27 protein-coding genes, 1 CRISPR repeat array and 1 riboswitch are annotated in these 26,785 nt (G+C 70.9%); of the genes, 6 read left to right on the top strand and 21 right to left on the bottom strand.

The genetic code is table 11. The features are described 5' to 3' along the window. Positions 1 to 45: 45 nt before the first annotated feature. The 3 genes from IE264_RS21445 to IE264_RS21435 all read right to left on the bottom strand — a co-directional run bounded on the left by IE264_RS21445 (position 46) and on the right by IE264_RS21435 (position 2,594). Positions 46 to 462 carry a hypothetical protein gene (locus IE264_RS21445; RefSeq protein WP_032758839.1) on the bottom strand — a complete coding sequence of 139 codons (417 nt, stop codon included), beginning with the start codon at positions 460 to 462 and terminating at the stop codon, positions 46 to 48. An 83-nt stretch (positions 463 to 545) separates the two neighbouring features. Further along, positions 546 to 1,007 carry a hypothetical protein gene (locus IE264_RS21440; protein WP_015610357.1) on the bottom strand — a complete coding sequence of 154 codons (462 nt, stop codon included), beginning with the start codon at positions 1,005 to 1,007 and terminating at the stop codon, positions 546 to 548. 591 nt (positions 1,008 to 1,598) lie between these two features. Further along, positions 1,599 to 1,931: a CRISPR direct-repeat array (repeat unit 29 nt; unit sequence GTGGTCCCCGCGCGTGCGGGGTTGGTCCC). Positions 1,932 to 2,324: 393 nt separating this feature from the next. Then, a complete protein-coding gene (locus tag IE264_RS21435; RefSeq protein WP_032758838.1) occupies positions 2,325 to 2,594 on the bottom strand; it encodes a hypothetical protein in 270 nt (89 codons plus the stop codon). A gap of 115 nt (positions 2,595 to 2,709) precedes the next feature. Here IE264_RS21435 and IE264_RS21430 point away from each other — a divergent pair, with 115 nt between their 5' ends. Further along, entirely contained in the window at positions 2,710 to 3,558 is an 849-nt protein-coding gene (locus IE264_RS21430) for a helix-turn-helix domain-containing protein (protein WP_032758837.1), read from the top strand. Next, positions 3,534 to 3,731 (top strand): DUF397 domain-containing protein, encoded by a 198-nt coding sequence (locus IE264_RS21425; protein WP_032758835.1) that lies wholly within the window; start codon positions 3,534 to 3,536, stop codon positions 3,729 to 3,731. Before IE264_RS21430 ends, IE264_RS21425 begins: the two co-directional genes overlap by 25 nt. A 332-nt stretch (positions 3,732 to 4,063) precedes the next feature. Here the strand turns inward: IE264_RS21425 and IE264_RS21420 are convergent, their stop codons facing one another. From IE264_RS21420 to IE264_RS21400, 5 genes are all read right to left on the bottom strand, one after another. Beyond that, complete coding sequence (locus tag IE264_RS21420; RefSeq protein ID WP_051821919.1) at positions 4,064 to 6,085, bottom strand: glycosyl hydrolase family 28-related protein; 2,022 nt, start codon at positions 6,083 to 6,085, stop codon at positions 4,064 to 4,066. Positions 6,086 to 6,221: 136 nt separating this feature from the next. After that, complete coding sequence (locus IE264_RS21415; protein WP_190167679.1) at positions 6,222 to 7,493, bottom strand: mannosyltransferase family protein; 1,272 nt, start codon at positions 7,491 to 7,493, stop codon at positions 6,222 to 6,224. A gap of 98 nt (positions 7,494 to 7,591) precedes the next feature. After that, complete coding sequence (locus IE264_RS21410) at positions 7,592 to 8,038, bottom strand: hypothetical protein (protein ID WP_190167678.1); 447 nt, start codon at positions 8,036 to 8,038, stop codon at positions 7,592 to 7,594. Then, positions 8,031 to 8,531, bottom strand: coding sequence for a SigE family RNA polymerase sigma factor (locus IE264_RS21405; protein WP_015610353.1), 501 nt, complete (start codon positions 8,529 to 8,531; stop codon positions 8,031 to 8,033). The genes IE264_RS21410 and IE264_RS21405 overlap by 8 nt, the downstream gene beginning before the upstream one ends. Before the next feature lie 140 nt (positions 8,532 to 8,671). Then, positions 8,672 to 9,217, bottom strand: a complete 546-nt coding sequence (locus IE264_RS21400) for a GNAT family N-acetyltransferase (protein WP_032758831.1) — start codon at positions 9,215 to 9,217, stop codon at positions 8,672 to 8,674. A gap of 350 nt (positions 9,218 to 9,567) precedes the next feature. Here IE264_RS21400 and IE264_RS21395 point away from each other — a divergent pair, with 350 nt between their 5' ends. Beyond that, entirely contained in the window at positions 9,568 to 10,386 is an 819-nt protein-coding gene (locus IE264_RS21395) for a hypothetical protein (protein WP_180288813.1), read from the top strand. After that, on the top strand, positions 10,383 to 10,916 hold the full coding sequence (locus IE264_RS21390; protein WP_051821918.1) for a Uma2 family endonuclease: 534 nt from the start codon (positions 10,383 to 10,385) through the stop codon (positions 10,914 to 10,916). Before IE264_RS21395 ends, IE264_RS21390 begins: the two co-directional genes overlap by 4 nt. Here the strand turns inward: IE264_RS21390 and IE264_RS21385 are convergent. The 10 genes from IE264_RS21385 to thrC form a co-directional block, all read right to left on the bottom strand. Further along, positions 10,904 to 12,784: an ABC transporter ATP-binding protein gene (locus IE264_RS21385; protein ID WP_373301928.1), complete on the bottom strand. Its 1,881-nt coding sequence runs from the start codon at positions 12,782 to 12,784 to the stop codon at positions 10,904 to 10,906. The genes IE264_RS21390 and IE264_RS21385 overlap by 13 nt on opposite strands. Beyond that, entirely contained in the window at positions 12,723 to 13,208 is a 486-nt protein-coding gene (locus IE264_RS21380) for a lasso peptide biosynthesis B2 protein (RefSeq protein ID WP_032758827.1), read from the bottom strand. The genes IE264_RS21385 and IE264_RS21380 overlap by 62 nt, the downstream gene beginning before the upstream one ends. Continuing rightward, the gene (locus IE264_RS21375; protein WP_032758875.1) at positions 13,205 to 13,456 is read right to left on the bottom strand and encodes a lasso peptide biosynthesis PqqD family chaperone; all 252 of its coding nucleotides are present in this window, start codon (positions 13,454 to 13,456) and stop codon (positions 13,205 to 13,207) included. Before IE264_RS21375 ends, IE264_RS21380 begins: the two co-directional genes overlap by 4 nt. Before the next feature lie 2 nt (positions 13,457 to 13,458). Continuing rightward, on the bottom strand, positions 13,459 to 15,345 hold the full coding sequence (locus tag IE264_RS21370) for an asparagine synthase-related protein (protein ID WP_032758826.1): 1,887 nt from the start codon (positions 15,343 to 15,345) through the stop codon (positions 13,459 to 13,461). Between the two features lie 47 nt (positions 15,346 to 15,392). Then, positions 15,393 to 15,518, bottom strand: coding sequence for a keywimysin-related RiPP (locus IE264_RS21365; protein WP_015610345.1), 126 nt, complete (start codon positions 15,516 to 15,518; stop codon positions 15,393 to 15,395). A gap of 538 nt (positions 15,519 to 16,056) precedes the next feature. Further along, positions 16,057 to 16,605, bottom strand: a complete 549-nt coding sequence (locus tag IE264_RS21360; protein ID WP_032758825.1) for a hypothetical protein — start codon at positions 16,603 to 16,605, stop codon at positions 16,057 to 16,059. Between the two features lie 216 nt (positions 16,606 to 16,821). Then, positions 16,822 to 18,444: a chaperonin GroEL gene (groL, locus tag IE264_RS21355; protein WP_015610343.1), complete on the bottom strand. Its 1,623-nt coding sequence runs from the start codon at positions 18,442 to 18,444 to the stop codon at positions 16,822 to 16,824. 367 nt (positions 18,445 to 18,811) lie between these two features. Further along, entirely contained in the window at positions 18,812 to 19,018 is a 207-nt protein-coding gene (locus IE264_RS21350) for a cold-shock protein (protein ID WP_003967346.1), read from the bottom strand. Between the two features lie 440 nt (positions 19,019 to 19,458). After that, positions 19,459 to 19,737 carry a MoaD/ThiS family protein gene (locus IE264_RS21345; protein WP_032758824.1) on the bottom strand — a complete coding sequence of 93 codons (279 nt, stop codon included), beginning with the start codon at positions 19,735 to 19,737 and terminating at the stop codon, positions 19,459 to 19,461. Positions 19,738 to 19,772: 35 nt separating this feature from the next. After that, entirely contained in the window at positions 19,773 to 21,065 is a 1,293-nt protein-coding gene (thrC, locus tag IE264_RS21340) for a threonine synthase (protein WP_015610341.1), read from the bottom strand. Between the two features lie 18 nt (positions 21,066 to 21,083). Then, a riboswitch (SAM riboswitch) is annotated at positions 21,084 to 21,211 on the bottom strand. 175 nt (positions 21,212 to 21,386) lie between these two features. Here thrC and IE264_RS21335 point away from each other — a divergent pair. Next, entirely contained in the window at positions 21,387 to 22,337 is a 951-nt protein-coding gene (locus IE264_RS21335) for a glucosyl-3-phosphoglycerate synthase (RefSeq protein WP_032758823.1), read from the top strand. Between the two features lie 157 nt (positions 22,338 to 22,494). Then, positions 22,495 to 23,886, top strand: coding sequence for an alpha,alpha-trehalose-phosphate synthase (UDP-forming) (locus IE264_RS21330; RefSeq protein ID WP_032758822.1), 1,392 nt, complete (start codon positions 22,495 to 22,497; stop codon positions 23,884 to 23,886). Between the two features lie 7 nt (positions 23,887 to 23,893). On the opposite strand, the gene otsB is transcribed toward IE264_RS21330, so the two are convergent. The 3 genes from otsB to IE264_RS21315 form a co-directional block, all read right to left on the bottom strand. Continuing rightward, positions 23,894 to 24,751, bottom strand: coding sequence for a trehalose-phosphatase (otsB, locus tag IE264_RS21325; protein ID WP_032758820.1), 858 nt, complete (start codon positions 24,749 to 24,751; stop codon positions 23,894 to 23,896). Between the two features lie 324 nt (positions 24,752 to 25,075). Then, a complete protein-coding gene (locus tag IE264_RS21320) occupies positions 25,076 to 25,396 on the bottom strand; it encodes a DUF3263 domain-containing protein (RefSeq protein WP_015610337.1) in 321 nt (106 codons plus the stop codon). A 23-nt stretch (positions 25,397 to 25,419) separates the two neighbouring features. Further along, the gene (locus tag IE264_RS21315) at positions 25,420 to 26,697 is read right to left on the bottom strand and encodes an ABC transporter substrate-binding protein (protein WP_032758819.1); all 1,278 of its coding nucleotides are present in this window, start codon (positions 26,695 to 26,697) and stop codon (positions 25,420 to 25,422) included. Positions 26,698 to 26,785: the final 88 nt, after the last annotated feature.

Here is a 26,785-nt window from a genome sequence, read left to right as displayed (position 1 = left end):
TGCCTGCGGCCCCGGGGGCGTACCCCCGGGGCCGCAGGCGGCAGGTCAGATGCCGCGGGACGTCACGCACAGCGGCTGGGTGCCCTTGATGTAGCCGCTCCCGCCGCCCATGTCCTTCCAGAAGACGGCGCACCAGCGGTCACCGTGCGCACCGTCCTGCCATCCGGACCAGTAGTGCGTGCGGTTCCTCCACTCGCCGTCCGTGCTGTTCGCGACGGTGCCGCGCGGACCGAACAGCTCCCAGTGGCCCATGCCCGTGCTGGTGGTGGCGCGCACCTCCATCTTCACGACGTCGGCGTTGTACAGGTCACCCTGGAAGTCCACACACAACGTGTGGGAGACGAAGAGGGTGGCGGACTGGCAGACCTGCCGGTCACGCGGCGCGGCCTCGGCGGCAGGGGCGGAGGCGATTCCCGCCAGGACGATTCCGGCGGCCGTCGCGGCGGCCATGCGGCGCTTCATGATGTCGTTCTTCCTTTCGGAGAGGGCGGACGGAGATTCCGGGCGGACGGAGCCACGGAGCTTCCGGGCGGACGCGTGCCGGATCAGAAGTAGACCGGGGAGCAGGCGGTGGAGATGAGGCCGCCGGATTCGTAGAGGCTGGCGCAGACGCGCGCAGCGTCGCGGGGCATCATCACCGTGACCTCGAACCGGGCTTCCTCGTCGTGCCGTCTGCCGCCCCACGAGCGGTCCCTGCTGAACATCTCCCTGTTCTGGGCGTCCAGGACCCGGACGTGGATACGCGGATTGCCCACGCCCAGGACGGAGGTGAAACGTCCCTGGATCGTGTTGAGATACCTGTGCGACTGGGCGTCCCAGCCGGCGCACAGGAGGCCCGTGACCCCCTGGAACTGGGTGCAGCCCCCGCCCGTCCCGGCACTCGCGGGCCCGGCGGACACCATGGTGGCCAGGACGGCCCCCGCACCCGCCAGGGCGAGACCGCGCCGGGTGAGCCGGACGCTCCGGTTCCGCCACGCCTTCCGACTTCCGCTTCTCTGCACGAACATGCTGTGCCTTTCGGTATTCCGGTCAGGAAAAAGCCTGTCGGGAATTTCGCGGTCCCGGGCTCGGTCGCGACCACGCCCTGGTTCCCCGCCGTCCCGACCCGTCGCGGGGACAGACAGAAGGCTCACAGCAGTCCATGACCGCTCCGTCCGGCGCGCGTGACCGGACCATGACGGTTCCTCACCAACAGGCGTCACATTGGCCGCACAGCAACTGACCCGGGCTCTTAGACTCTTGGGCTCCGCAACTACAGCATCACCGCCTGCCCACCCCCTTCCCCTCCGTGGTGGAGCCGTTCCGGGCGGCGGGGCCCCTATGACCTCTGCCACCGCTTGTGCGGCTGGAGTTGGACCGGCCTCCGGGGCGGGGTGAGGAGTGGGTCGCGGGGCACACTTGAGCGGCGAGCCGGCTGCGGTCAGCGTCGCCCGGGGTGCCGAGGCGCGCCACCGGGGGTAGACAGTGCGTCCGCGATCGGAACAATGGAGCTGCACTGCCTGCGCCACGGGCCACCCATGAGCGAGGCCGATATGTCCGTTTCTCGGGAAGTAAGGAAAAACAGCCTCCTGGCCGCATAAACCCGCAGGTCAGGAACTGTGGTCCCCGCGCGTGCGGGGTTGGTCCCGCCCCTTCCGGCGGGGCGGACAGCAGCCGTGCGTGGTCCCCGCGCGTGCGGGGTTGGTCCCCCGCCCTCGAAGGCCGTGCGGTGCAGTTCGCGGTGGTCCCCGCGCGTGCGGGGTTGGTCCCACGTTCACCCCACCGCCGACTAACCGCCCCCGTGGTCCCCGCGCGTGCGGGGTTGGTCCCCTGGAGCTCCATATCCTGCCGAGGTGGGAGCAGTGGTCCCCGCGCGTGCGGGGTTGGTCCCGTCCTCATGTCGGCAGGTAGAGGGGAGAGGGGGTGGTCCCCGCGCGTGCGGGGGTGGTCCCTCGGGCTCGCCGACCAGACGCAGGGCACCGCGGTGGTCCCCGCAATGCGGGGTTGGTCCCGTTCGCGGCATCGAGGCTCCGGCCGATCTGCCATGGTCCCCGCAGTGCGGGGTTGGCCCCTGTGGGCGCCTGACCTCGGACACACCCGGGATGCGGTTTCCGCAAGCGCGGGACACCCCGGGTCCGACCGCACACCGCCCGCACCGTCTTCCGTCGCGTCAGCCCGATGCCTCCCCTGCCTTCCGGAGGAACCGGGCCGGTCTCGCTGCGGGGTTGCTGACCCGGCATCCCTCCTCGGGGGCAAGCGCCCCGATCGAGACACGCCGGGTCAGAACTACGCCCCACCCCGTCCTGCGGCGCGGCCCGCACGTACACGGATCCGCACGCCTCGCGTCAGGAGCTCAAGGGAGTGCATGACTTGGCCACAGGCTCCCTCACCCGCACGTCCAGCGCCAGGTTCAGCTCGTCCACGAGGTCGATCGCCGCGTCCACCTCCAGGCGGAGGTACGCCGGACCCTGCGTGCCCCCGTTGAAGGTGATCATCAGCGGCAGGTCGAAGTACGTGTCCTGCCTCTGTACGTCGATGACCCGCATGACGGGACGCGCGGGGATGCGCTCGGCCCGCCAGCTGCAGTCGGGGTCGTACTTCGGTAGTGCGCCCATGGCTCTCACCTTCCGTGAAGACTTCGGATCTTTCTGTCACGAGCATCGGCGTTGCTGGCTACGCTCGGAAGGGGGTTTCTGTAGCCCTGTCCCCCCAGGACACAGGGGAGTTGGAATGCCCAAACGCGCGTCCGATTCGAGCGGGGAGGCGTCCGCCCGCAAGATGCTGCACGAGACGCTGAAGCGGCTGCGGGACCGGTCCGGGTTGAGTCTGGAGGAGCTGCACGACGAGACGACGTACGACCGGTCCTACCTGCACAAGCTGGAGACGGGGGCCCGCCTGGGCTCGCTGGAGGTCATGGCGGCGCTCGACAAGGTCTACGGCACGGGCGAGCAGCTGCAACAGCTGTGGGAGCTGGCCCGGGACGATGCCTTCGGCAGCCGGTACCAGCGGTTCATGAGGCTGGAGCGGGAAGCGACGGTCCAGTACCAGTACGCGAGCAGCACAATTCCGGGACTGCTCCAGACGAGGGCGTACGCTACGGAGGTGCTGGAGCAGGCACGCCCCCGGGACGCGGCGGCGCTGCAGGAGGATGTCGACGCGCGCATGAGCCGTCAGTCCATCCTGGAGAGCGAGGATGCCCCGTACTTCCGGGCGATGCTCGACGAAGCGGTGTTCCACCGAGCGGCCTCGCAGCCCGCCGTCTGGCTGGAACAGTTGGAGGCCCTGCTGGAGTGGCAGAAGCGGCCGAACGTGACGCTCCAGTTGCTGCCGTTCTCGGCAGGTCTGCACGATCTGATGGGTGGTTCGCTGACCGTCCTGTGGCTGGCCAACGGCAAGGCGGTGGCCTATCTGGAGGGCAGCAAGTCCGGCGAACTGGTTGAGGACTCAGGACGCGTCGAGGAGCTGCGGCTGTCCTACGATTTGCAGCGAGACAAGGCGCTCTCCCCGAAGCAGACAACCGAGTTCATCCAGCAGTTGGTCAAGGAGATCCGATCATGCCTTCCCGCCGAGCCGACCTGACTTCCGCGACCTGGCGGAAGTCCTCGTACAGCAACTCCGACGGCGGTCAGTGCGTCGAGGTGTCCGACGACTTCCCGGGCGTGGTCCCGGTCCGCGACTCGAAGCGCCCGGAGGGGCCGGCCGTCGTCTTCGGCGCCTCCGCCTGGGCGGCGTTCGTCAACGACGTGCACTGAGCCCCGCGCGTGCGGGGGTGGTCCCCACTCCCGGGACAGGTCGGCGGACCGGTACAAGTGGTCCCCGCGCGCGGGGGTGGTCCCCGCATCACGCGGTCCTCTTCCAAAGCCCAGCCGTGGTCCCCGCGCGTGCGGGGGTGGTCCCGTGCTGGTCACGACGCACACCACGTCCTGGACGTGGTCCCCGCGCACGCGGGGGTGTTTCTCACCCCACCTCGGGTGAGCAGCGCAGCATCACGCGCGTGCTGAAGCACAGCCTCCCCCGGGGCGGTAACGCGCCCGGGGGAGGCTGGAGTTGGAGGGGCCGTGCGGCCCCGGGTGAGTGCTCCGGGTCACCAGGCCCCGGGGGCCGGGGGCGGGACCACCGGCGGGCGGTCGTCGCAGGTGATGGTGTTCGGCAGCAGCCACGGGGCGAGCCAGTCCCCGGTGGTGGATCCGCCGTCGTTGCCGCCCAGGTCGGTGAGGCTGAACTCCGAACCCGTGGCGGGGAAGTTGAACGCCCCGCAGTTGTTGACGCCCACGGCCCCGACGTTCCGGGCGTCGACGTTCTCGAAGGTCGCGGAGCCCTTCGCCCGGGCGCTGACCACCGACGTCCCCGTGCCGTCGACCCGGATGTCCTTGAAGTGCACGCCCTTGATGACGTGCTTGTCCTTCACCGGCCAGTCGGTGACGAGCATGATCGCGTTGTAGGTGTTGTCGAGGAAGTCGTTGCGGGTCACCCGGATGTCGGCGTCGATGTCCTGGTCCAGCGCGAAGAACCAGATGGCCCCGAGGCCGATGTTCCAGTTCAGTTCGTACGTCCCCGAGCGCACGGTCGTGTTGTCCGTGATGTCGAGCCGGCCGCGGAACGCCTCGGCGCCGAACCGCGCGCCGACGTGCAGGGCACTGCCCTCGCGGACCGGGTCGGCGATCAGGTTGCCGGAGACGGTGTTGTCGGTGCCGCCGTAGATCGCGATGCCGTTGGCGAGGACCGGGGACTGCACGGTGTTGCGGGCGAAGGTGTTGCCGGTGTTGGCGTTCTTCTCCGCCCACATGGCGAGGCCGTCGTCCCCGGTGTTCCGTACGAAGGTGTCGGTGACCGAGGAATCCCGCACGCCACCATGGAAGTTGATGGCGTCGGCGATCTGGTCGACGATGATCGTGTCGCTGATCCGCAGGTTCTTCATCGGGCCGTCGAACCACATGCCGACCTTGGTGTGCTGGATGTGCAGGCCCGTGATGGTGGAGTCGCTCAGCGCCCCGCCGATGCCGTTGACCTGGTCGGTGTCGATGCGCTCGCGTACGTCGCCCTCGATGGCGAAGCCGGAGAGGTGGACGTTGCGGCTGCCGCCGTCCGCCGCGTCCTTGCCGTAGAAGCCGACACCCGTGTGGACCGAACCGTCGGGGGCGGGGGCGGGGAGGTCGACCTGGCGGCCCTTGATCTTCGTGTACCAGTGGCCCGCGCCCTTGATGGTGACGTCGTCGACGAGGATGTGCCGGTCCACGCGGAAGGTGCCCGGCGGGATGTAGACCTTCAGGCGGGTGCGCTTGGCGAAGGCGATGGCCTTGTCGAGGGCGTCGGCGGAGTCGCGGCGGCCGGTCGGATCGGCCCCGAACGCCAGGACGTTGGCCGCCAGGAGGTCGATCTTCGGCAGCGGTACGAGTTCGGAGTCGAGTACGTCGATGACGGTCCACGCGGCCCGGCTGCCGGCCGGTGCGGTGAGCCGGACCGTGTCGCCCGCGCGGTACGTCCTGCCGAGCAGGAGCCGCTCCTCGTCGTAGAAGTGGTTCGGCCGGAACGGCTTGGCGATGACCGGCGCCGGGGTCGTCTCGGCGGGCACGCAGGCGCACTCGGTGATCCACCAACCGGGCTGCAGGAGACCGGCGTCGGGGTCGTTGGTGAACGGGTACTGGTTGTAGAGCCAGGAGTACTGCGAGGTCAGCGTCATCGTGGAGCGCTTCGCGCCGTTCACGGCGACGTCCAGTGGTGCGGTGATCCCGCCGCCGCCCGGCGCGTCCGGGATGCTGTAGCGCACGGTGATCGCGTTGGCGGAGCGCGGCAGCGTGAACTCGACGTGCTCGCCGGGTCCCAGCTTCACCGCCTTCCGCCCTGACGCCTCGGCGGGCAGCGTGTACGGGGTGCGGTCCGGCCCGATGACCGTGCCGTTCGTCGCCGCGCTCTCCGCCTCCTGCTCGACGAAGGGGACGTCGGCGCCCCGCCCCTCGACCAGCGCGGGATCGAGCGCCGCGCGCGTCACCGGCGTTGCGGGCGGGGTCCGTTGGCCCTCCGCGCCGGAAGCCGTGGGGGCTCCGGCGAGGACGCCCAGCCCCAGGGCGGCGGCCGTCAGCGCGGCGATCGTGATGTTCCGTGGCATCGCAGGCCCGTTTCTCTCGGAAGGTGAGGTGACAGTAGGGCGGCCCGCGAAGCCACACAAGACCTTTGCCAGAAGGTTTCGCATGAATGACGCATCCGTGCGTGGTGAAGTTGAGTTCTTGCGTAAATGGGCGCCCTCAGCCGGCCCACCGCCCGGTGAGGAAGGCAAGCGCCACCAGCGCGGTCACCGGTACCGCCACGCAGAGGTGCGCCGTCCTGAACCACGGGCGGCGCAGGCTCAGCGCCGCCAGGCCGATCCACAGCGGCCACCACAGCAGCGTGGCGCGGGGGATGGACGTGTACCAGTACGAGGTTCCCAGCGCCCACAGGCTCAGTGCGACGTACACCGCCTCGGGCCAACGCCGCCGGCGTACCAGCAGTGCGACCAGCGCCAGACCCACCGCCATCGCCGCCAACTCCGCCTGGAACATGGCGGCATAGCCGGTCGTGTGTACGCCGTCGAACGCCGCGTTCCAGGTGTTGGCCCACGCCTCCCAGGGCGCGTGGAACTCCCGGTACCAGCCGCGTTCCTGCGCGTGCTTCCAGGCCATCCAGTCGCCCGTGCGGCCGTGCAGGTACCAGCTGTACGCGGCGGGCGGCAGCGCGGGCAGCGCCAGCCAGCCCACCGAGCGCCAAGCCTGTTGACTCCGGGCCGAGAGCGCGAACAGCACCGCGATCGCGGCTGCCAGGAACAGACCGCTGACCCGTACCGTCGTCGCCAGGGCGGTCAGCGCGCACGCCAACGCCCAGTGGTGGCGCCGGGCCGCCAGCCACGCGGGGAGCGCGAACGCCAGGAACAGCGCATCCGTGTAGCCGACCGCCAGGAAGACGGCGCACGGGGAGAGCAGGAAGAACAGGACCGTGCGCCGCCCGTCGACGTCCGCGGGGACGTAGGAACGGGCTATGCGGGCCAGTGCGAGTACGGCGACGGCGCCCGCGACGAACGAGATCAGCAGGCCCGCGCCCGTCCAGCTCGGGACGACGGTGTGCACGGCCCTCAGGAGGAGCGGGAAGCCGGGGAAGAAGGCCTCCCGGTTGTCCCAACCGCTCACCCACGGGCCCGCGTCGGCCGGGAAGTAGCCGTCGCGCGCTATGTGGAGGTAGTGGTTCGCATCCCACCGCTGGAACGGCGCGAGGACCGGCCCCGCATCCCGCGTATCGGAGCCCCGGGGAAAGAGCCACCGGGCGCCGTGGGCGGTGATCCAGAGGGATATACGGGTCAGGAGGTAGAGCCCGAGCACCTGCCGGTCGGCAGGGCTCAGCCAGGCAGACGCCCGGCCGAACGGGGCGGCCCGGCGCTCACGCGATCCGGACGGGACGACCGCCCGGCGCTCGCTCGGTACGGTCCGGGGCTCGGGGCTCTCTAGCCGTGGCGGGGCAGGCCGCAGCCCCGGGGGCAGGATGGACACTCGGGCACCTTTCGGGCGCGTCAGGGCATGGGGGACCGCCCGGTGAAGACGCCGGGGCACGGGGGTGGTGGGAGAGGGTCAGTCGTAAAGCCCTGCCATCAGGGCATCGATGTCGCCCCTGCGGTCGATGTGGACGATGAGGAAGCCGAAGGCGCCTCCGTCGTGGGCGGGCCCCCAGGAGCGCTGGTCCTGGTGAACGACCCCGGCGCCCCCGGCGACGTGTTGCTCGGCGTCGGCGGCTCCGTCAGCGTCCCGGCGGGCGGCGGCGGCGCGGGGGACGGGTAGCTGGGCGACGGGCTCGTGGCCGGAGGGACGGGCGACGGCGTCACCGGCAGCAAGCCGACCACGGCCGCACCGCCACCACCGACGACCAGGCACACCCCGACCGCGAGCGCGGCCATCCGACGCCGCTGGGCCCGCATGCCGCGTTCGGTGATGTTCGCGGCGGGGTCCGCCACGGAGCGGCCCTGCCCGAACTCCCCGGCCTGCCGGAACAGGGACCGCAACGGATCCTCCGACGCCGACCGGTCACGTGGTTCAGACATCAGGAGCCTCCTCCATGCGGGGGTCCTGCAGACGGTGGGCAAGCGCCGCCCGTCCGCGAACCAGATGCGTCTTGATCGTGCTCGCGGAAAGCCCGGTCTCACCGGCGATCTGCTCGACCGTGAGGTCGCACAGGTAGTGCAGGGTCAGGGTCCGCCGCTGCTGGGCGGGCAGTTCCCGGAGCGCGTCGACCAGCACCACGTGGTCCGGGTCCGGCGGCGCGACATGCTCCGCCGCGTCGCTCCCCCGGTGCCAGGCGTCCGCCGACCGCCGCCGGAAGCGCCACCGGCTCACCGCCAGCCGCCACGCGACCGTACGGATCCACGCCTCGGGCTGCCCGTCCCGCTCCAGCCGCCCCCGCCGGACCCACGCCTTGACGAACGCTTCCTGCACGACGTCCTGCGCCTCCTGGAGGTCCCCCGTCATCACGTACAACTGGCCTGTGAGACGCGCGACCGCCTGGGCGTAGAACTCTTCGAACTCCTCGACGGTCAAAAGTGGCTCCCGGATCTTTCGCTTCACCGGGTATACGCCCACCGCCGGCCATCCGGTCTACATCAACGGCGGAGCATCGGAGTGATGGTCGTCACGGAACTCAGGAGGCCAGGGCCCCGTCCAGCCGCCCCCGAGACCGGTCACACCCCCAGCCGCTTCTCCAGCAGGGTGACCCCGTACGTCCGCCCGCCGTCCCCGGCCTTCCCCGACTGCTCGCCGACCACCGTGTATCCCGCGTCCTCGTAGTAGCGGCGGAGCCGGGTGTTCGACGTCAGGCAGTCGAGCCGGCACAGCTCCCGGCTGTACGCGGCGATCCGGCGCTCGGCCTCCGCCAGCAGTACGCGGCCGGCGCCCGGCGGGGCGGTCCGCCGGTCGGTCATCAGGCGGTGGACGTAGCCCGCGACCGGCGGCTGGGCGCCCCACGCGGGCCCGTCGTCCCACCACAGCTCCCACGCCCCGGCGCTCGGCCCGCCCGGCCCTAGCGTGGCGAGCCACACCTCGCCCTCGCGCAGCCGCCCCCGGAAGTGCTCCGGGCCCAGCTCGCCGGGCTGCCACTGATCGATGCCGCGCTCGATCTGCCAGCGCGCGGCATCGTCACGGAGGCGTACGAGTTCGTCCAGATCCGCCTCGTCCGCCTGGCGGAACGACAACTGCGCGGCGGTGCCAATAGGGCTGGTGTTCGTCATGCGGCGATCCTGCCGCACGGCTGTTCCACCGCCCTCTGCCCACTCACCCTCCCGGAGCTCAAGGGGCGAGACCCGAGCGCTCTTAACAGTGATGGGGTGGATGGGTCAGTTTTCCCACCCACCCTCCCTGTCTGCGGAGTTGTGCGCGAAGTTGACTTTTCGTGACCGACTTGCCACGTACGGTCGCCAGGCTCTAGCGTTCAGGACGACAAGAGAAGAAAAAGGCAACCCCCGCCGGTGGTGGAACACCGACAGGGGTCTGACCAACAAAGATCGGACTAAAGACGATCCCCATGGCTGACATCCAGCTTAGTGCTCCCCCCTGCTTCCCGCCCGCAACTCCGCACCCCATGGCCAAGCCCGGGTACGGCAAGCGCTCCGCCCCCGACGAACGCCCGCGCGGTGAGCGCGACTTCGTCCACCTCCTCCCCCGCGACGCCGCCGTCGCCGCGTACATCGACCGGCTGCCCGACGGCTCCGACATCTCCGTGAAGACGCTGGCCAGGCACCTCCCGTACGGCCAGTGCGCCCTGAGCACCACCCTCAACCGGCTCCAGGCCGCCGGGCATCTGCGGCGCGGCAGCGAGTGCGTGATCACCGACGAGGTGATGCTCTGGGTGACCCGGACCTTCTTCTCCCGCACGGCACGCGAGGACGAGTGGTGGAACGCCTACATCCGGGGTGACGCCCCACCGGACCTGCCCCAACGGCCCACCCGTTCGCGGGCGTTCATCCTGCTCGCCGCCCTTGGGCGCAAGAACCCGGCGCTGTCCCTGTCCCACAGCGCCTGCGTGAACCTGGAACCGCAGGTCGGCGAGTGGTTCGCGCGGGGCGCGACGGAGGCGGAGCTGCTGCACGCGCTCACCGCCGGCCTGCCGCCCGTCGTCCACAGCGCCGCGAGGTTCGTCGAACGGCGTCTGCTCGACAAACTGCCGCCGGAGCGGATCCTGCCCGCACCCCGGACCGTCCTGCGCACCCTGGAGTGCGGCGAGTGCGGAGTCCCGGGCACCCCCGAAGCCCTCCTCGGCGGCCTCTGCCGACCGTGCCGGGGACCGGTCCCCGAACCGCCGGTGGGGCCACCGGGGGCCGTGCAGCCGCCTGGGGTACGGGACCGGATGAACGCGGTCCGGGCGGGCCTGGTTCCCCGATCGGAGAGGACATACCGATGATGCCCGTCGAGGACTTCGAGGCGCTTGCCCGCAGCTGCCCCGAAACCGTGACGCTTGAGCTGATCAACGGAAAACTGGAGGTCAAGGCCGTGCGTGACGGGGATCACGGCACCATCTTCATGTGGCTGCTGCGTCAGTGCTTGCGGCATCGCCCCGACCTCGACCTGCATCCGGAGCAGGGGCTGATGGTGGAGGCGCACCGGCAGGGTCGCGCCCGTCCCTACGGCGCCCTCGCCCCTCGTCGGCACTTTGCGGGACAGGGGGAGTGGGCCCCCACCAGCGGCGTCCTGATGACCGTGGACATGACCTCCTACGATGACGACCACGCGTCCGCGTGCCCATACGCGGCGGCGGGCATCCCGTTGCGCCTTCTCATCGACCGCCGGTCCGGCACTTTCGCCGTCCGCAGCGAACCCGACTCGGTCCGCTACCGGCATCAGCGCCTGTACGACTTCGGCGAAGCCGTCGCCCTCCCCCACCCCGTCTCCATCACCCTCAACACCGAGGAGCTGAAGAACTACACAGGCTGATCCGTTGCCGCCGCCAACTGCGTCGTCGCCAGCTCGCGGTACAGGTCGTCCGACGCGATCAGCTCCTCGTGCGTGCCCGCCGTGCGGACCCGGCCCTCCTCCAGGACCACGATGCGGTCGGCGTGGCGGACCGTGGAGAGGCGGTGGGCGATGACCAGCACCGTTGTCTGCTCGGCCAGTTCGAGGATGACATCGCGCAGCGCCTGCTCGTTGACCGCGTCCAATTGCGAGGTCACCTCGTCCAGGAGGAGCAGGCGGGGGCGGCGCAGCAGGGCGCGGGCGATGGCGATGCGCTGGCGTTCGCCGCCGGAGAGGGTGACGCCCCGGTGGCCGACCGCCGTGTCCAGGCCGTCGGGCAGCCGGGCGACCAGGGTGTCCAGGCGGGTACGGGCTACCGCCTCCGTCAGTCTCTCCTCCGGCGCGTCGGGGGCGGCGAAGAGGAGGTTCTCCCTCAGCGTCCCGGCCAGGACCGGCGCGTCCTGTTCCACGTACGCGATCGAGCCGCGCAGCTCCGTCAGCGGCCAGTCCCGGATGTCCCGGCCGTCGACGGTGATCGTGCCGCCGTCGTGGTCGTAGAACCGTTCCAGCAGGCTGAACACCGTCGACTTGCCCGCCCCCGACGGGCCCACCAGCGCCACCAGCCCGCCCGTCGCCACCTCGAACGTGACGCCCTTGTGGGCGGGGGCGCGCTCGTCCCCGTACCCAAAGGTCACGTCCCGGAAGGCGACCCGCAGCGGAGTCCCCTCCCCCGGTACGCTCCCGGGCCGGCCGACGGGTTCACCCGGCAGCGATTCCACCTCGTCGATCCTGCGTACGGCGGCGAGGCCGCTCTGCAGGCCCGTCCAGCCCTCGACCAGGCCGCCGATCGGGCCCATCAGGTAGAAGAGGTAGAGCAGGAACGCGATGAGTGAGGAGATCTCCAGGGAGCCCGACGCGACCCTCGCTCCGCCCACGCCCAGCACGGCCAGGAAGGCCAGTTGGATCGACATCATCATCGTCACGTCGGAGACCGAGGACCACTTCGCCACCGAGACACCCCGGTCGTGCGCATGCCGTGCCGCCTCGGCCACGGCCGCCGTCTCCCGCTCCTCGGCGCCGCTCGCCTTCACCGTACGGAAGGCCTGCAGCACCCGGTCCAGGGCCGCGCCCATCGCTCCGACGGACTCCTGTGCACGGAGCTGCGCGCGCTGGATCCGGGGCATGAGCAGTGCGGTTACGGCTCCGATTCCGACGATCACCACCAGCGTCACGCCCAGCAGCGTCAGGTCCATGTACGCCATGAACGCGACCGTTCCCAGCAGCATCAGCACGCTGTTGAACGACTCGACCAGGCCGCTGGAGAGGACCGTTCGCAGGAGGGTGGTGTCGCTGGTCACCCTTGATTGCAGATCGCCGGGGGTCAGACGGTCCACCGCCGGGACCTTCAACCGCATGATGCGGCCCACCAGTTGGTCGCGGGCGCGGAGTACGACGCCTTCTCCCGTACGGGCCATGAGGTAGCGGCCGTACGCGGAGAGGCAGGCTCCCGCGAGTACGAGGGCGGTGAGCGCGACGAGGGGGGCCACGGGCGAGCGGTCCGCGGCGAACGCGTCGACCGCGTACTTCGCCATCAGCGGCATCGCCAGCCCGGCCGCGGATCCGGCGAGCGAGAGCAGGCCCGCCCGGATGAGTACGGCCCGGTGGGGGCGGACCCGGGCGAGAAGGAGGCGGAGGGGGGTGGGGCCGGACTGCTCGGGGGCCTTTGCGGGGGGCGCTTCGGGCGCGTGGGGTGTGTCAGGCGCGTCCGCCACAGGCGCCTCCACATCCTCAGGCGGCCCGCCCTGCCCCGCCCCCGTCGTCCCCGTCCCCGTCCCTGCCACCGTGCTCACCCGGAACCCCCTCGCGTACCGTCACCACCATCAAAGGACGCAGATCGGCCGCTTCCGCCTGCTCGCCGACCGTGCGGCCCCCCGCCTGTACCCAAGCATGCGGCGAGAACGGCGGTGCCGTCCGGACCCCCGCGCACCAGTCCGGCCAGGTCCCCGACATCCGGCACGTCAGGGCGATGGCGACCGAGCGGGGCAGGCAGCCGTAACGGCCCGCGCAGCGGCGGCTGGTGGCGATGACCGCCTCGTACACCTCCAGCGTCCCGTCGTACGTCGCCGGGCTCGCGCCCCGGCTGCAGCGGGCCAGCACCCGGCGCAGGCGGCCCGGCTTGAGGCGGGCCAGGACGAACGCCGCGGCGATCGCGGCGCGCAGCCGCAGTCCGCCCGGGCCCGCGCCCCGGCGGGGCATCGTCATCTCGGTGGTCATGGGCGCAGGATCTTCGCCTCGACGAGCTGCTGCGTCAGCTGGGCGACGTCCGCCTCCGCCTCCGCGCGCTCGACGTCGAACTCGGCGACGATCCGCTCGACGGCGGCCTCGGGGGCCTGCCCGGCGGCGAGCGTTTCCACGACGATGATGCTGGTGTCGTTCAACTGCCAGTAGCTGCCGTCCTTTTCGTCGAGGAGCACGCCTCCGTACTCGGTCGTCGTGACGGCGATGCCTTTTCTGAGCTTCACGGTCATGCCTCGCTGGTCGTGGGGGTCAACTGGGAGGTGGGCCAGGCGTTCTCGGCCGTGCGCAGCCAGGTCTCCCCGGCCACGGTGGAGCTGATGGAGTGCTCGACCAGGACCGGCGAGAAGGGTTCGGCGGCGAGCCGGAGCAGGTGGCGGGCGTCGACCAGGCCGTGTTCGGCGAGCCTGGAGCCGGTCCACAACTCCGCCAGTTCCGGGGCGTGTTCGCGTAGGCCCTGGTGTTCGTCGGAGGACATGTGGTCCTTCGTCGTACGGGCCAGCAGCGCATCCGGCACCACCCCGCGCATCGCCTCGGCGAGCAGCGGCTTGTAGCGCCAGGGGCTGATCCGCTCCTCCAGGCGTACGGCGAGGGTCGCCTCCAGGACCCGGTCGTCGTAGAAGGGCGCGGCGACCGGCAGCCCGACCGTCATGCCGATGTCCTCCATCGCCTGGAAGTGCCGGGCCCCCATGCGTACGGCGTCGATGTCCACGTGCCGCCCCCGCCACGGGTGGATCGGCTCGGCGTGCTCGGCGGCGGCCCGGAACTCCTCGGTGATCAGCGCGTTCGCGTGGTCGGTGAACCAGGGGCGCAGGGACTGCCGTACGCCCCAGGAGAGCAGCGGGGTGCGGCTGAGGGGCTGGAGTTCGGCGGTGACCGCCCCGGCGATCCAGCGGGGGAAGGCGGAGCGGTCCAGCAGGGCCTTCACCGTCGGCAGGAGCGGCCAGCCGAGCTGGTGGCGCAGGCCGCTGAGGTGGTTCCAGGCGGTGAAGGGGTTGCCGTGGAAGAGGTCCTGGTAGGCGTGGGGCAGGCCGAGGAAGAGTTCGTCGCCGCCGTAGCCGGTGAGGTGGTAGCGGGAGCCGGTGGCGTGGGCGGCGCTCAGGAGGAGGTGCGCGCGGGCCCGGCCGGGGGCGACGGGGAGCGGTTCGTCGTTGAGCTCGGCGGCGGTGGCGGCCAGGTCGGCGTAGAAGTAGGGGGCCCGGTCGGCGGGGATGACGTGGTGGTCCGGGGCGGGGGCTTCCGGAGTGCTCCGGTTCGCCGCCTCCTCCACCGCCCTGCGGGCCCACGTCTCGTCCTCGCTGTAGCGGTCCCGGGCGGCCACGGTCAGCAGGGACAGGGTCTCCGGGCCGGTCGCGCGGGCGGCGAAGGTGAGGGACGTGGAGTCCATGCCGCCGGAGAGCTCGCAGCTGATCCGGTCCAGGCCGCCGACATGGGCCCGTACGGAGGCGGCGACGGCGTCCCCGACTCCTCGGGCGCCCTCCGCCAAGGAGAGTTCCGCCGGCGGGGGCTCCCACCAGCGGTACTCACGAGGGCCGGGAGCGGTGGCCGTGCCCGGTGCTGCGGCGGGCAGGGCCAGTCCGTACCCGGCCCCGGTCTCGTGCACGCCGCGCCACAGGACGCGCCGGCTCAGGGGGTGCGGCAGGAAGTCGAGCATGCGCAGGGCGAGCGCGCCGTCGTCCAGGGGTGCGCCGGTCAGGTGGGCGAGGACGGCGGGGCGGTCGGAGGCGATGGTGCCGGCCTCCGCGTGCGGGGCGTGGTAGATCCGGCGGAGCCCGGAGGCGGTGCCGCGGATCCAGGTCTCGCCGGAGAGCCGGGCGACCACGTGGTACAGGCCGGGCAGCCGGGTCAGGCGGCGCTCCAGGGCGGCCCGGTCGCGGACGCCCTCCAGGAGGCCGGAGAGCACGGCGTCGGGGACGCGGTCCGGGCCGATGAGCACCAGGGCGTCGTCGCCCCGGCGGAGGTGGCTGACCTTGCGGAACAGCGGGCGGGCCAGGACCCAGGGGCGGCCCGAGGGATGGACGACGGTCGCGTCCGGCGCGGGAAGGTGCCCGGCCACCGCGTGGCCCGCCACGCTGTCCGGCAGGACGACGAAGTAGTCACGCGGCAGACCGGGCATCTTCACCTTTCGGAAGTTCTCAAACGGCTGGCGAGGAACGGGACGGCCTAGTAGACGATGCGCCGAACCCAGTACTCCTTGTACGAGCCGACGAAGTAACCGGCGGTCTTCTTCGAGAAGTCGCCCTGCTTGAACAGCGACGGCTTCACGTAAGCCTTCTTCTGCAGCTTCATGACACCTTCCCTTCTGTGCGGTTGACGACCGTTATGCCCAACTGGTGTCTGCATAACTGGAGTTGTTCCTGTGACTGGTGTTCACCAGGTGAACACCAGGGGCATCATGTCCCGCTGCCGAACCGGTACGCATGATTCCGACTTACCGCGCAAAGTTGGCTGGATAGCGCGAGCGGGGAGGGCGGTGACCGGTCGGCACAGGGCCGCCCGGCCGTACGGCGGCCCACCGGCCCCGTTGGCATGTGCAGTCGCACACCGGCGAGGCCCGGCAGGGCAGTGGAATGGACCAATGGCCGCAAGCGGCAGCCGGACCCGGGGGTGAGCTGCCCGGAGATCCAACGGCCTTCCGCGGAACGGGAGAACCAGCCGGCCGCGCTCCCCGGGCCCCCGCCGCGGCCGCCGTCACCCGCCGATGACCGGCGCGCCACCGGCATCGGCGTACGGGCGAGGATTCGCCCTGCCGCAAGGGGAAGGGGGAAGAGTGCTGCAAGTAAACATTCGGCCAAGCCCCCCCCGGGCCCACCTGCTCGACGGCTCCTCAGCCGCGCCGCACGCCCGCCTCGCGCACCCGGTAGCCGCCCCAGGCCGCCGTTCCGGCGCCCAGCAGCAGCGGGATCATGCCGTAGCCGACCACCGTCGACGAGTGCGCGAACCACCGTCCGCCGTCGAAGACCTGGGTCGCGGTGATCGTCCCGGGGTCGTTCCTGCCGTCGTGGTCCGCGAAGAGGATCCGCGTACGCCCGATCTCCGCCGGCGCGGGCACACCGTCCACATGGGCGCGGAGCGCCTCCCGCGCGACCCGCTCGCGCTCCGCCTCGTTGGCGCGCTGCTGGGCGGGGCTCTCGCCGAAGCAGTGCCGGACGGTCTGCCCCTTCTCGGCGCGCGTGTCACGGCAGTCGATCCGGCCGAAGGTCTCCATCCGCAGGCCGGCCGGCCCCGAGAGCCCCGTACCGGTCACCACGATGAACAGCCCCGCCGCGAGCAGGGCCGTCCCCACGAGGACGAGCCAGGCGCCCTTGAGGCGCCCCCTGTCCCACCGCGCACGCCCCGGACCGCTGTTCCTGTTCCCCGCCCGCGTAGCCGTCATGGCCGTCCCGCCCCCGTTCGCGTGCCGCCCGCGTCCCCCGCGCGCCTGACAACCGTTCCCGCATTGTCCCAGGGGCGCCGGGCCCCGGGATGCCGTGCGCGTCACAGAGGTGTCGCGCGCACGCCACAGGGGCGGCACCCCCCGTGAAGGAGGTACCGCCCCTGTGGGACGTACGCAGAACTTCGATCAGCCGGAGACCGGGGCCTCCGAGGCGGATCAGAAGTCCATGTCACCGCCCGGCATGCCGCCCGGAGCGGCCGCGCCGGCCTTCTCGGGCTTGTCGGCGATGACGGCCTCGGTGGTGAGGAAGAGCGCGGCGATGGACGCGGCGTTCTGCAGAGCGGAGCGCGTGACCTTCGCCGGGTCGATGATGCCCTCGGCGATCATGTCGACGTACTCGCCGGTCGCGGCGTTGAGGCCGTGACCGATCGGCAGGTTGCGGACCTTCTCCACGACGACGCCACCCTCGAGACCACCGTTGACGGCGATCTGCTTGAGCGGGGCCTCCAGCGCGAGCTTCACGGCGTTGGCGCCGGTCGCCTCGTCACCCGTGAGGTCGAGCTTGTCGAAGACGGCCGAGGCCTGGAGCAGAGCCACGCCACCACCGGCGACGATGCCCTCCTCGACGGCGGCCTTGGCGTTGCGCACCGCGTCCTCGATGCGGTGCTTGCGCTCCTTGAGCTCCACCTCGGTGGCGGCGCCGGCCTTGATGACGGCCACGCCGCCGGCCAGCTTCGCGAGGCGCTCCTGGAGCTTCTCGCGGTCGTAGTCCGAGTCGGAGTTCTCGATCTCGGCACGGATCTGGTTGACGCGACCCTGAACCTGGTCGCTGTCACCGGCACCGTCGACGATCGTGGTCTCGTCCTTGGTGATGACGACCTTGCGGGCCCGGCCGAGCAGGTCCAGGCCGGCGTTCTCCAGCTTGAGACCGACCTCCTCGGAGATCACGGTGCCACCGGTGAGGATGGCGATGTCCGCGAGCATGGCCTTGCGGCGGTCGCCGAAGCCCGGAGCCTTGACGGCGACGGACTTGAACGTGCCCTTGATCTTGTTGACGACCAGGGTGGAGAGCGCCTCGCCCTCGACGTCCTCGGCGATGATCAGCAGGGGCTTGCCCGACTGCATGACCTTCTCCAGCAGCGGGATCAGGTCCTTGACGCTGGCGATCTTCGAGTTGACGATCAGGAGGTAGGGGTCGTCGAGCGACGCCTCCATACGCTCCATGTCGGTGGCGAAGTAGGCCGAGATGTAGCCCTTGTCGAAGCGCATACCCTCGGTGAGCTCAAGCTCCAGACCGAAGGTCTGGGACTCCTCGACGGTGATGACGCCTTCCTTGCCGACCTTGTCCATCGCCTCGGCGATCTTGGCGCCGATCTCGGTGTCGGCGGCGGAGATGGAGGCCGTGGAAGCGATCTGCTCCTTGGTCTCCACGTCCTTGGCCTGCTCCAGCAGAGCGGCGGAGACGGCCTCGACGGCCTTCTCGATGCCCCGCTTGAGGGCCATCGGGTTGGCGCCTGCGGCGACGTTGCGCAGACCCTCGCGAACGAGAGCCTGAGCCAGAACGGTGGCGGTGGTCGTACCGTCGCCGGCGACGTCGTCCGTCTTCTTGGCGACCTCCTTGACCAGCTCCGCACCGATCTTCTCGTACGGGTCCTCGAGCTCGATCTCCTTGGCGATGGAAACACCATCGTTGGTGATCGTGGGCGCGCCCCACTTCTTCTCGAGGACGACGTTACGGCCCTTGGGGCCGAGGGTGACCTTGACGGCGTCGGCGAGCTGGTTCATCCCGCGCTCGAGACCGCGCCGTGCCTCCTCGTCGAACGCGATGATCTTGGCCATGTGAAGTGGTCCTCCCGGACAGGGGTGGATTCTCCGGACCGAGAGGCGCCCGCGACGGACGGCCTGCCTGCGTGGTGGTTCCTTGCCCCACCGCGCCTGCGGGCCTCACCGGCCCGGTCCAAGTTTCTGTCACTCTCACCTGGAGAGTGCTAACGCCAATGATTAGCACTCGACCCCTGCGAGTGCAAGCGTCCCCCTCGGATGCGGCCCGGACGGGGCCGGATGTGGACCGGATATGGACAGCGCGGTCACGCCGCGCCGGGCCACGCACCGGGCCACCCGCCGGGACGCACGTAGGGCCCGATCCCCTGATCCGGGGGTCGGGCCCTGCGTGCGTGAGTAGTGACGTCGGACGGCCGCGCCGAGCTCAGCCGACGGCGAGCTTGACCATGTCGGCCTGGGGCCCCTTCTGGCCCTGCGAGATCTCGAATTCAACTCGCTGACCCTCTTCGAGGGTGCGGTACCCGTCCATCTGGATCGCGCTGTAGTGGACGAAAACATCCGCACCACCGTCGACCGCGATGAAGCCGTACCCCTTCTCCGCGTTGAACCACTTGACGGTGCCCTGAGCCATGCCTAACTCCCCTATAACTGGCCCTTGCACGGGACCGCACTTCGCGGGCCCGGGTCGGAACTCACCCTCCGACAGGAGAGGGTGTGCGGCGCCGCAGCGCGTCGACCGCGGCCGAATGTATCCGCCCAACTGCCCTCTGCAACAGGTCAATCGGACGAGAATTCTGGGCACAGGTGAACGCCCGAATATGCGGGATTGCTGAGATTTACGGGCAAGTCGGGCCAGGCAAAGGGCACTTATGCCACAAGGGGTTCACGCACTTTGGCTGCTTCTTATCGGGGCCGGGCGCATTCTCATATGCGGGCGGCACACGCAGCGAAGGGGGCTTCCCCAACTGTACCGTGCTCAACCATGCAGAATTGCCCCCTCCGCTCTGTGTGGCGGAGGGGGCAACTGCGTTCAGGAGAGGGCGCGGCGGCCCTCGGAAACGTTCCGGAGGTTCAGCAACCGCCGGCCACCGCCGGGATGATCGAGATACCGGCGCCGTCGGGCGTGACCGTCTCCAGGCCGCCCTCGAAGCGCACGTCGTCGTCGTTGACGTACACGTTGACGAAGCGGCGCAGCTTGCCCTGGTCGTCCAGGACGCGGGCCGCGATGCCCGGGTGGTCCTTCTCCAGGGACTCGATGACCTCGGAGAGCTTCGTGCCCTCCGCCGGGACCTCGGCCTGGCCGCCCGTGTAGGTGCGGAGGATGGTGGGGATGCGGACCTTGACGCTCATGGCGGACGCCTTTCTGGCTGCTGCGGTCGGGGTGGTCAGGCGGAGGCGAGGCCCGCGGCGCGGAACGCGTCCAGGCTCGGCTTGATGGTGGCCGTCGCCTGCGAGGTCGCGGAGACCGCGTCGAGCGTCTTGAGCCCGTCACCGGTGTTCAGGACGACGGTGGTGAGCGTCGGGTCGATCACGCCGGCCTCGATCAGCTTCTTCGTCACGCCGAGCGTCACCCCGCCCGCCGTCTCGCCGAAGATGCCCTCGGTGCGCGCCAGCAGCTTGATCGCGTCGACTACCTGCTCGTCGTTCACGTCGTCCACCGCGCCGCCGGTGCGGCGGGCGATGTCGAGGACGTACGGGCCGTCCGCCGGGTTGCCGATGGCCAGGGACTTGGCGATGGTGTTCGGCTTCTGGGGCCGTACGACGTCGTGGCCGGCCTTGAAGGCGGCGGAGACCGGGGAGCAGCCCTCGGCCTGGGCGCCGAAGATCTTGTACGGCTTCTCCTCGACCAGGCCGAGCTTGATGAGCTCCTGGAACCCCTTGTCGATCTTCGTCAGCTGGGAGCCGGACGCGATCGGGATGACGATCTGGTCGGGCAGCTTCCACCCGAGCTGCTCGCAGATCTCGTACGCCAGGGTCTTGGAGCCCTCGCCGTAGTACGGGCGCAGGTTGACGTTGACGAAGCCCCAGCCCTCGCCGAGCGGGTCGCCGATGAGCTCGGAGCAGAAGCGGTTGACGTCGTCGTAGTTGCCCTCGATGCCGACCAGCTCACCGCCGTACACCGCGGCCATGACGACCTTGCCCTGCTCCAGGTCGTGCGGGATGAAGACGCAGGAGCGCAGTCCGGCGCGGGCGGCGGCGGCGCCGACGGCACCGGCCAGGTTGCCCGTGGAGGAGCAGGAGAGGGTGGTGAAACCGAAGGCTCGGGCGGCCTCGACGGCGATCGCGACGACACGGTCCTTGAAGGAGTGCGTCGGGTTGCCGGAGTCGTCCTTGACGTACAGACCGCCGGTGACGCCCAGCTCACGGGCGAGGTTGTCGGCCTTGACCAGCTTGGTGAAGCCGGGGTTGATATTGGGCTTCTCCGCGACATCGGCCGGGACCGGCAGCAGCGGGGCGTAGCGCCAGATGTTGTTCGGGCCGGCCTCGATGCGCTTCCTCAGCTCCTCGGGGGAGCCGGCGGGCAGGTCGTACGCCACTTCCAGTGGCCCGAAACAGGACGCACAGGCGAAAAGGGGGCCGAGCTCGAAACGCTCGCCGCACTCGCGGCAGGAAAGCGCCGCGGCGGGACCGAGGTCGACAGAAGAAGTCGTGTTCTCTGCAATGGTCTGAACAGCCATGATGGCGGAGGCCCTTTCTCCTCATCTTCCTTGCGACGCATTTCGCCACAAGACGGAATTGGCACCTTCCCCACCGTGACCTCGCGGTCGGTAGGAGGGTTGCCGGGACTTCAACGGGCCGTTCCCTCAGTCCCTCTGGATGAGCTCTGTGGCACTGAATCTTCGATCCAGGCGTTTGTGTACGGACGGACCCCGACATGCGACGGTCATCCGCGTTGTTCAAGACTGTAACCGAAGGACCGGACGGTTGAGATAGTCGTCCGACCGGCGAGATGGATCACATCCAGCTCACACACAGCTCACACGCAGGGAGTTCAGACCGTGCTCGAAGAGGTGGAACGCTGGCTGACCAGGCGTTCCTGGTCGTCCGCCGACCGCCCGCTGGACCGGCTCACCGACGCCCCGGACTCCTCACCGCACCGCACCTCGGTGAGTGTGGTGCTGCCTGCGCTGAACGAGGCGGCCACCGTCGGCGCGATCGTGGCGACGATCCGGCGGGAGCTGATGGAGAAGGTCCGGCTGGTCGACGAGCTGGTCGTGATCGACTCCGGTTCCACCGACGCCACCGCCGCCGTCGCACGGGCCGCGGGCGCCCGGGTGGTCCACCGGGACGCCATCCTGCCCCGGATCCCGGCCCTGCCCGGCAAGGGCGAGGTGCTCTGGCGGTCGCTCCTGGTGACCAGCGGCGAGATCGTCTGCTTCATCGACGCCGACCTCAGGGACTTCTCGGCGGACTTCGTCTCGGGGACGGTCGGCCCGCTGCTCACCGACCCGACCGTGCAGTTCGTCAAGGCGATGTACGACCGTCCCTTCGGTGACAGCGCCGGTCAGGGCGGCCGCGTCACCGAACTGGTGGCACGCCCCCTGCTCAATCTGCACTGGCCGCAGCTGGCCGGCTTCGTGCAGCCGCTGGGCGGCGAGTACGCGGTGCGGCGCTCGCTGCTGGAGCGGCTGCCGTTCCCGGTCGGTTACGGAGTGGAGCTGGGGCTCCTGGTGGACGCCCTGCACACCGTGGGCCTGGACGCGCTGGGCCAGGTGGACGTCGGGGTGCGGCGCCACCGCCACCAGGACGGGCAGGCGCTGGGCCGGATGGCGGCGGCGATCTACCGCACGGCGCAGCTGCGGCTCTCCCGGGGCCATCTGGTGCGGCCGGCGCTGACGCAGTTCGAGCGGGGCGAGGAGGGGTTCGTGCCGCGCACCCATGCGGTGGACACGGAGGAGCGGCCGCCGATGCGGGAGATCGCGGAGTACGCGGAACGGTGGGCGGCGTGAGGCGCGCGGCGCTCCGGCGGCTCTGTGGCGTACGCGGGCGCGGTGGGCGGCGTGAGGTACGCGGCGCTCCGGCGGCCCCGAGGCGTACGCGGGCGCGGTGGGCCGCATGAGGCTCTGAGGCGTTTGGCGGCTTCCCTTACGGGCTAGGTTCCGCTACATGGTCTCCGAGCACGCACCCTCCTCCACTGCCCAGGTTCTCGTCGCGTCCAACCGCGGCCCGATCACGTACACGCTCGGTGAGGACGGGACGCTCGACGCCAAGCGCGGCGGGGGCGGTCTGGTCTCAGGGCTCAGCGCCGTCGACGACAAGCTGTGGGTCTGCGCGGCCCTCGGCGACGGCGACCGCGAGGCGGTGCGGCGCGGGGTCGGCGAACCGGGCGTACGGATGCTCGACATCGACGCCGAGGTCCACGCCGACGCGTACAACGGCATCGCGAACTCGGTGCTGTGGTTCGTCCACCACCTGCTGTACCAGACCCCCGTCGAGCCGGTCTTCGACGCGGAGTTCCGGCGCCAGTGGGCCTCCTACGAGACGTACAACCGGGCCTTCGCCCGGGCGCTCGCCGAAGAGGCGGGCCCCGGGGCGGCGGTCCTCGTCCAGGACTACCACCTGGCCCTGGTCCCCGGGATGCTCCGCGAGCTGCGCCCGGACCTGCGGATCGGCCACTTCTCGCACACCCCGTGGGCGCCGGTGGACTACTTCCGGCTGCTCCCCGACGACATCGGTGAGCAGCTGCTGCGCGGCATCCTCGGCGCGGACCGGGCCGCGTTCCTGACCCGGCGGTGGGCGGACGCGTTCATCAGCTGCTGTACGGAGATCCTCGGCGGGACGGGCCGCACCAGGATCGGGGTGCACGGGCTCGGGGCGGACGCGGACTTCCTGCGGCGGCGCTCGCAGGAGGCGGACGTGGACGAGCGGATGGCGGCGCTGCGGGAGCAGGTGGGCGAGGGCCGGAAGACCATCGTCCGGGTGGACCGTACCGAGCTGTCCAAGAACATCGTGCGCGGCCTGCACGCGTACCGGGCGCTGCTGGAGACCCACCCGGAGTGGCGCGAGCGCGTGGTCCACGTGGCCTTCGCCTACCCCTCGCGCCAGGACCTCGCGGTCTACCGGGACTACACGGCGGCGGTGCAGACCCTGGCCACGGAGATCAACGGGGCGTACGGCACGGAGAGCTGGACGCCGGTCGTCCTCCACGTCAAGGACGACTTCGCCCGCTCGCTCGCCGCGTACCGGCTGGCGGACGTGGCGCTGGTCAACCCGATCCGGGACGGCATGAACCTGGTCGCCAAGGAGGTCCCCGTCGTCTCCGACCACGGCTGCGCGCTGGTGCTGTCGCGGGAGGCGGGGGCGTACGAGGAGCTGGGCGAGGACGCGATCGTGGTGAACCCGTACGACGTGGTGGGCACGGCGGAGGCTCTGCACGAGGCCCTGTCGATGAGCGCCGAGGAGCGGACGGGTCGCACGAAGCGGCTGGCGGAGGCGGCGACGGCGCTCCCGCCGCAGCAGTGGTTCCTGGATCAGTTGGAGGCGCTGCGGCAGGAGTGAGCGGCTTTTAGAGGCGGTCCGCCAGGGCCGCCAGGAAGTCCACCACGGCGGCCGGGCCGGGGACCAGCAGGTCGGCCCGCTCGGCCAGTTCGGGCACCTCGGCGCTGCCGCTGCACACCAGCAGCCCGGGGATGCTGTCCGGGCCGTCGCCGCGCAGCTTCTCCACCGCGGCGAAGGCGGCGAGGTCCCCGAGGTCGTCGCCCGCGTAGAGCACGGACTCGGCGTCGACCTCGGCGACGTACGTGGCCAGGGCGACGCCCTTGTCCATGCCGGGCGGGCGCAGCTCCAGCACCTGGCGGCCCGGTTCGAGGATCAGCCCGTGCATCGCGGCCAGCTCGCCGAGGGGGCCGCGCAGGGTCTCGAAGGCCGCCTGCGGGTCCTCGGCGCGGCGGGTGTGGACGGCGACGGCCTGGCCCTTCTCCTCGATCCAGGTGCCGTGCCAGGAGTCGAACTCGTGCAGTACGCCGGGGAGTTCGGCCCGCGCGGCGGCGACGCCGGGGTGCGGGGCGGGGGCGTTCACGGTGCCGGTCGCGGCGTCCCAGCGCTCGGCGCCGTAGTGGCCGAGGACCACGAGGTGATCGAGGCCGGGGACGCCCGCGAAGCCGCCGTAGCGCACGGCGACGCCTGCGGGGCGGCCGGTGATGACGGCGACGGAGGCGACCTTCGGGGCGAGCGCGGCGAGCGCCTCCACGGCGCCGGGGTGGGCGCGGGCCCGCTCGGGGTCGGGGACGATGTCGGCGAGCGTGCCGTCGAAGTCGAGGGCGATGACCGCGCGGTCGGGCCGGGCGAGAATGGCCTCCAGGCCCTCGCGGCCGGCCGGGGTGGTCGGGGTCGGGATCGGCGGCTGTACGGAGTGGCTGCCCATGGGGTGAGCCTAGCGGGGTACGGCCGGAGGCGGGGGCCGGGCCCGACCGGGGCGCGAGCCCGAACCCGTGCCCTGGCCCACCCGGGGCTCCGCCCCGCACCCCGCTCCTCAATCGCCGGAGGGGCTGGAATTGCGAGCCCCGGTCCCGTCACGCACGGCCCGCAGAGCACACCCACCCTCCTCAAACGCCGGAGGGGCTGGAATGGTGGGCCTCGCGCCCCGTCAGAGATGGGCGCCCGCAGGTGAAAGCCGGGGCCGGCAAAATCAAGCCCCTCCGGCGTTTGAGGAGCGGGGGTTCGGGGGCAGGGCCCCCGACGTGGGCGGTCAGCGGCGGTCGCGCCTGGCCTCGCGCAGTCGGCGCAGACGGTTCACCGTGACCGGATCCTCCCGCAGCGCCCGCTCGTCCTCGATCAGCGCGTTGAGGAGCTGGAAGTAGCGGACCGGGGAGATCCCGAGCTCCTCCCGGATCGCCCGCTCCTTCGCCCCGGGCCCCGCCCAGGACCTCCGCTCCAGCGCGAGCACGGCCCGCTCCCGCACGGACAGCTCACGGTCGGCAGGCGCGGGCCCGGCAGGCCCGGACGGCTCAGGCCCGACAGGACTGGCGGGCTCGGGCTCGGACGCGGGCTCGGCGTCGGGGGCGGTCATACGACCAACCTAACCGCGCCCGCCTACTCCGCGCTCTCCGCCTTCGACGCCTCGGCCGCTATCGCCCCGAGCACCCGCTCCGGGCTCCCGCCGGGCGCGACCGCGTCGCCGATGTTCGTCTTGATCGCCTCGCTCACCGTGGCCCAGGACGTCTTGCCGAACGGGGGCAGCTGGGAGTTGGGCAGCGCCGCCAGGAACTCGCGGAGCTTCGCGTGCTTGGCGTCGGTCTCCATCTCGGCGGACGCGCTGCCGGTCACCGGGAGCAGGTCGTACTCGTCGGCGAAGGCGAGCACGTTCTCGTCCGAGTAGGCGTAGTCGAAGAACTCACCGATCGCCTTGCGGTTGCCGTTCTGCTTGAAGCCCATCATCCAGTCGGCGACGCCCATCGACCCCTTGGTCGGCCCCTCGGCGCCGGGCAGCGGCACCATGCCGACCTTGACGCCCTTGGCCTCGGCCTCCTCCATCAGCGTGGGGTGGCCGTTGAGCATGCCGACATCGCCGTTGGTGAACGCCTCGAACGCCTTGGCGCGGTCCAGCTTGCCCGGCTCGACGGGACCGGTGAGGCCCTTGCCGACGAGGTTGTCCCGCAGCCAGCTGAACGTGGCGATGTTCTGGGCCGAGTCGATGTCGTACAGGCCGACGTCGTCGACGTAACCACCGCTGTTGCTGAGCAGCCACATCAGGGTCTCGGCCTGGGACTCCTCCTGGCCGAGCGGCAGGGCGAAGGGGTACTCGACGCCCTTCGCCTTGAGCGCGGTGGCGTCCTTCTGGATGTCGTCCCAGGTCTCGGGGGCGTCGAGACCCGCCTGGCCGAAGAGCTTCTCGTTGTAGAAGAGCAGCCGGGTGCTGGCGACGAACGGGAGCCCGTACAGCGTGCCGTCGACCTTGCCCGCGTCGGTGAGGGTGGGCAGGAAGTTGGCCTGGGTGCGGATGGAGAGCATCTGGTCGGCGCTGTAGAGCTTGCCGTCCTTGGCGTAGTCGGCGTAGGCGCCGATCTGGGCGATGTCGGGGGCCTTGCCCGCCTTCACCATCTCGGCGACCTTGCGGTCGACGTCCTTCCAGGAGTAGACGCTGACATCGATCTTGATGCCGGGGTGCTCCTTCTCGAAGCCCGCCGCGACACCGCTCCAGTACTTCTCGGAGCTGTTGGCCGCACTGTTGCCGTAGTCGGCGGCGACCAGTTTCAGGGTGACGTCGCCCGTGCCGCTGTCACCTCCGCAGCCCGACAACGTTGCCGTCATACCCAGCGCGGCCACCACCGCGGTCAGAACCGTAAAGCGCCGCTGCACAGCCTCGCCCATCCTCGTCTATCACCTGGCTCACGGACGATGGCGTCGCGTCGCCGTGCGGACCTCTCGTCGGTCGGCCACGGTGCCGCCACCCGTCCTG

Source organism: Streptomyces microflavus, assembly GCF_014650075.1.
GTDB classification, from domain to species: Bacteria; Actinomycetota; Actinomycetes; order Streptomycetales; family Streptomycetaceae; genus Streptomyces; species Streptomyces microflavus.
Note: the sequence above shows the minus strand (reverse complement) of the source record. Positions and strands in the feature narration are given on the sequence as shown.

Coding starts and splice junctions, on each gene's coding strand:
- IE264_RS21445 (WP_032758839.1), bottom strand. CDS start 462: ATGAAGCGCCGCATGGCCGCCGCGACGGCCGCCGGAATCGTCCTGGCG.
- IE264_RS21440 (WP_015610357.1), bottom strand. CDS start 1,007: ATGTTCGTGCAGAGAAGCGGAAGTCGGAAGGCGTGGCGGAACCGGAGC.
- IE264_RS21435 (WP_032758838.1), bottom strand. CDS start 2,594: ATGGGCGCACTACCGAAGTACGACCCCGACTGCAGCTGGCGGGCCGAG.
- IE264_RS21430 (WP_032758837.1), top strand. CDS start 2,710: ATGCCCAAACGCGCGTCCGATTCGAGCGGGGAGGCGTCCGCCCGCAAG.
- IE264_RS21425 (WP_032758835.1), top strand. CDS start 3,534: ATGCCTTCCCGCCGAGCCGACCTGACTTCCGCGACCTGGCGGAAGTCC.
- IE264_RS21420 (WP_051821919.1), bottom strand. CDS start 6,085: ATGCCACGGAACATCACGATCGCCGCGCTGACGGCCGCCGCCCTGGGG.
- IE264_RS21410 (WP_190167678.1), bottom strand. CDS start 8,038: ATGTCTGAACCACGTGACCGGTCGGCGTCGGAGGATCCGTTGCGGTCC.
- IE264_RS21400 (WP_032758831.1), bottom strand. CDS start 9,217: ATGACGAACACCAGCCCTATTGGCACCGCCGCGCAGTTGTCGTTCCGC.
- IE264_RS21395 (WP_180288813.1), top strand. CDS start 9,568: ATGGCCAAGCCCGGGTACGGCAAGCGCTCCGCCCCCGACGAACGCCCG.
- IE264_RS21390 (WP_051821918.1), top strand. CDS start 10,383: ATGATGCCCGTCGAGGACTTCGAGGCGCTTGCCCGCAGCTGCCCCGAA.
- IE264_RS21380 (WP_032758827.1), bottom strand. CDS start 13,208: ATGACCACCGAGATGACGATGCCCCGCCGGGGCGCGGGCCCGGGCGGA.
- IE264_RS21370 (WP_032758826.1), bottom strand. CDS start 15,345: ATGCCCGGTCTGCCGCGTGACTACTTCGTCGTCCTGCCGGACAGCGTG.
- IE264_RS21365 (WP_015610345.1), bottom strand. CDS start 15,518: ATGAAGCTGCAGAAGAAGGCTTACGTGAAGCCGTCGCTGTTCAAGCAG.
- IE264_RS21360 (WP_032758825.1), bottom strand. CDS start 16,605: ATGACGGCTACGCGGGCGGGGAACAGGAACAGCGGTCCGGGGCGTGCG.
- groL (WP_015610343.1), bottom strand. CDS start 18,444: ATGGCCAAGATCATCGCGTTCGACGAGGAGGCACGGCGCGGTCTCGAG.
- IE264_RS21350 (WP_003967346.1), bottom strand. CDS start 19,018: ATGGCTCAGGGCACCGTCAAGTGGTTCAACGCGGAGAAGGGGTACGGC.
- IE264_RS21345 (WP_032758824.1), bottom strand. CDS start 19,737: ATGAGCGTCAAGGTCCGCATCCCCACCATCCTCCGCACCTACACGGGC.
- thrC (WP_015610341.1), bottom strand. CDS start 21,065: ATGGCTGTTCAGACCATTGCAGAGAACACGACTTCTTCTGTCGACCTC.
- IE264_RS21330 (WP_032758822.1), top strand. CDS start 22,495: ATGGTCTCCGAGCACGCACCCTCCTCCACTGCCCAGGTTCTCGTCGCG.
- otsB (WP_032758820.1), bottom strand. CDS start 24,751: ATGGGCAGCCACTCCGTACAGCCGCCGATCCCGACCCCGACCACCCCG.
- IE264_RS21320 (WP_015610337.1), bottom strand. CDS start 25,396: ATGACCGCCCCCGACGCCGAGCCCGCGTCCGAGCCCGAGCCCGCCAGT.
- IE264_RS21315 (WP_032758819.1), bottom strand. CDS start 26,697: ATGGGCGAGGCTGTGCAGCGGCGCTTTACGGTTCTGACCGCGGTGGTG.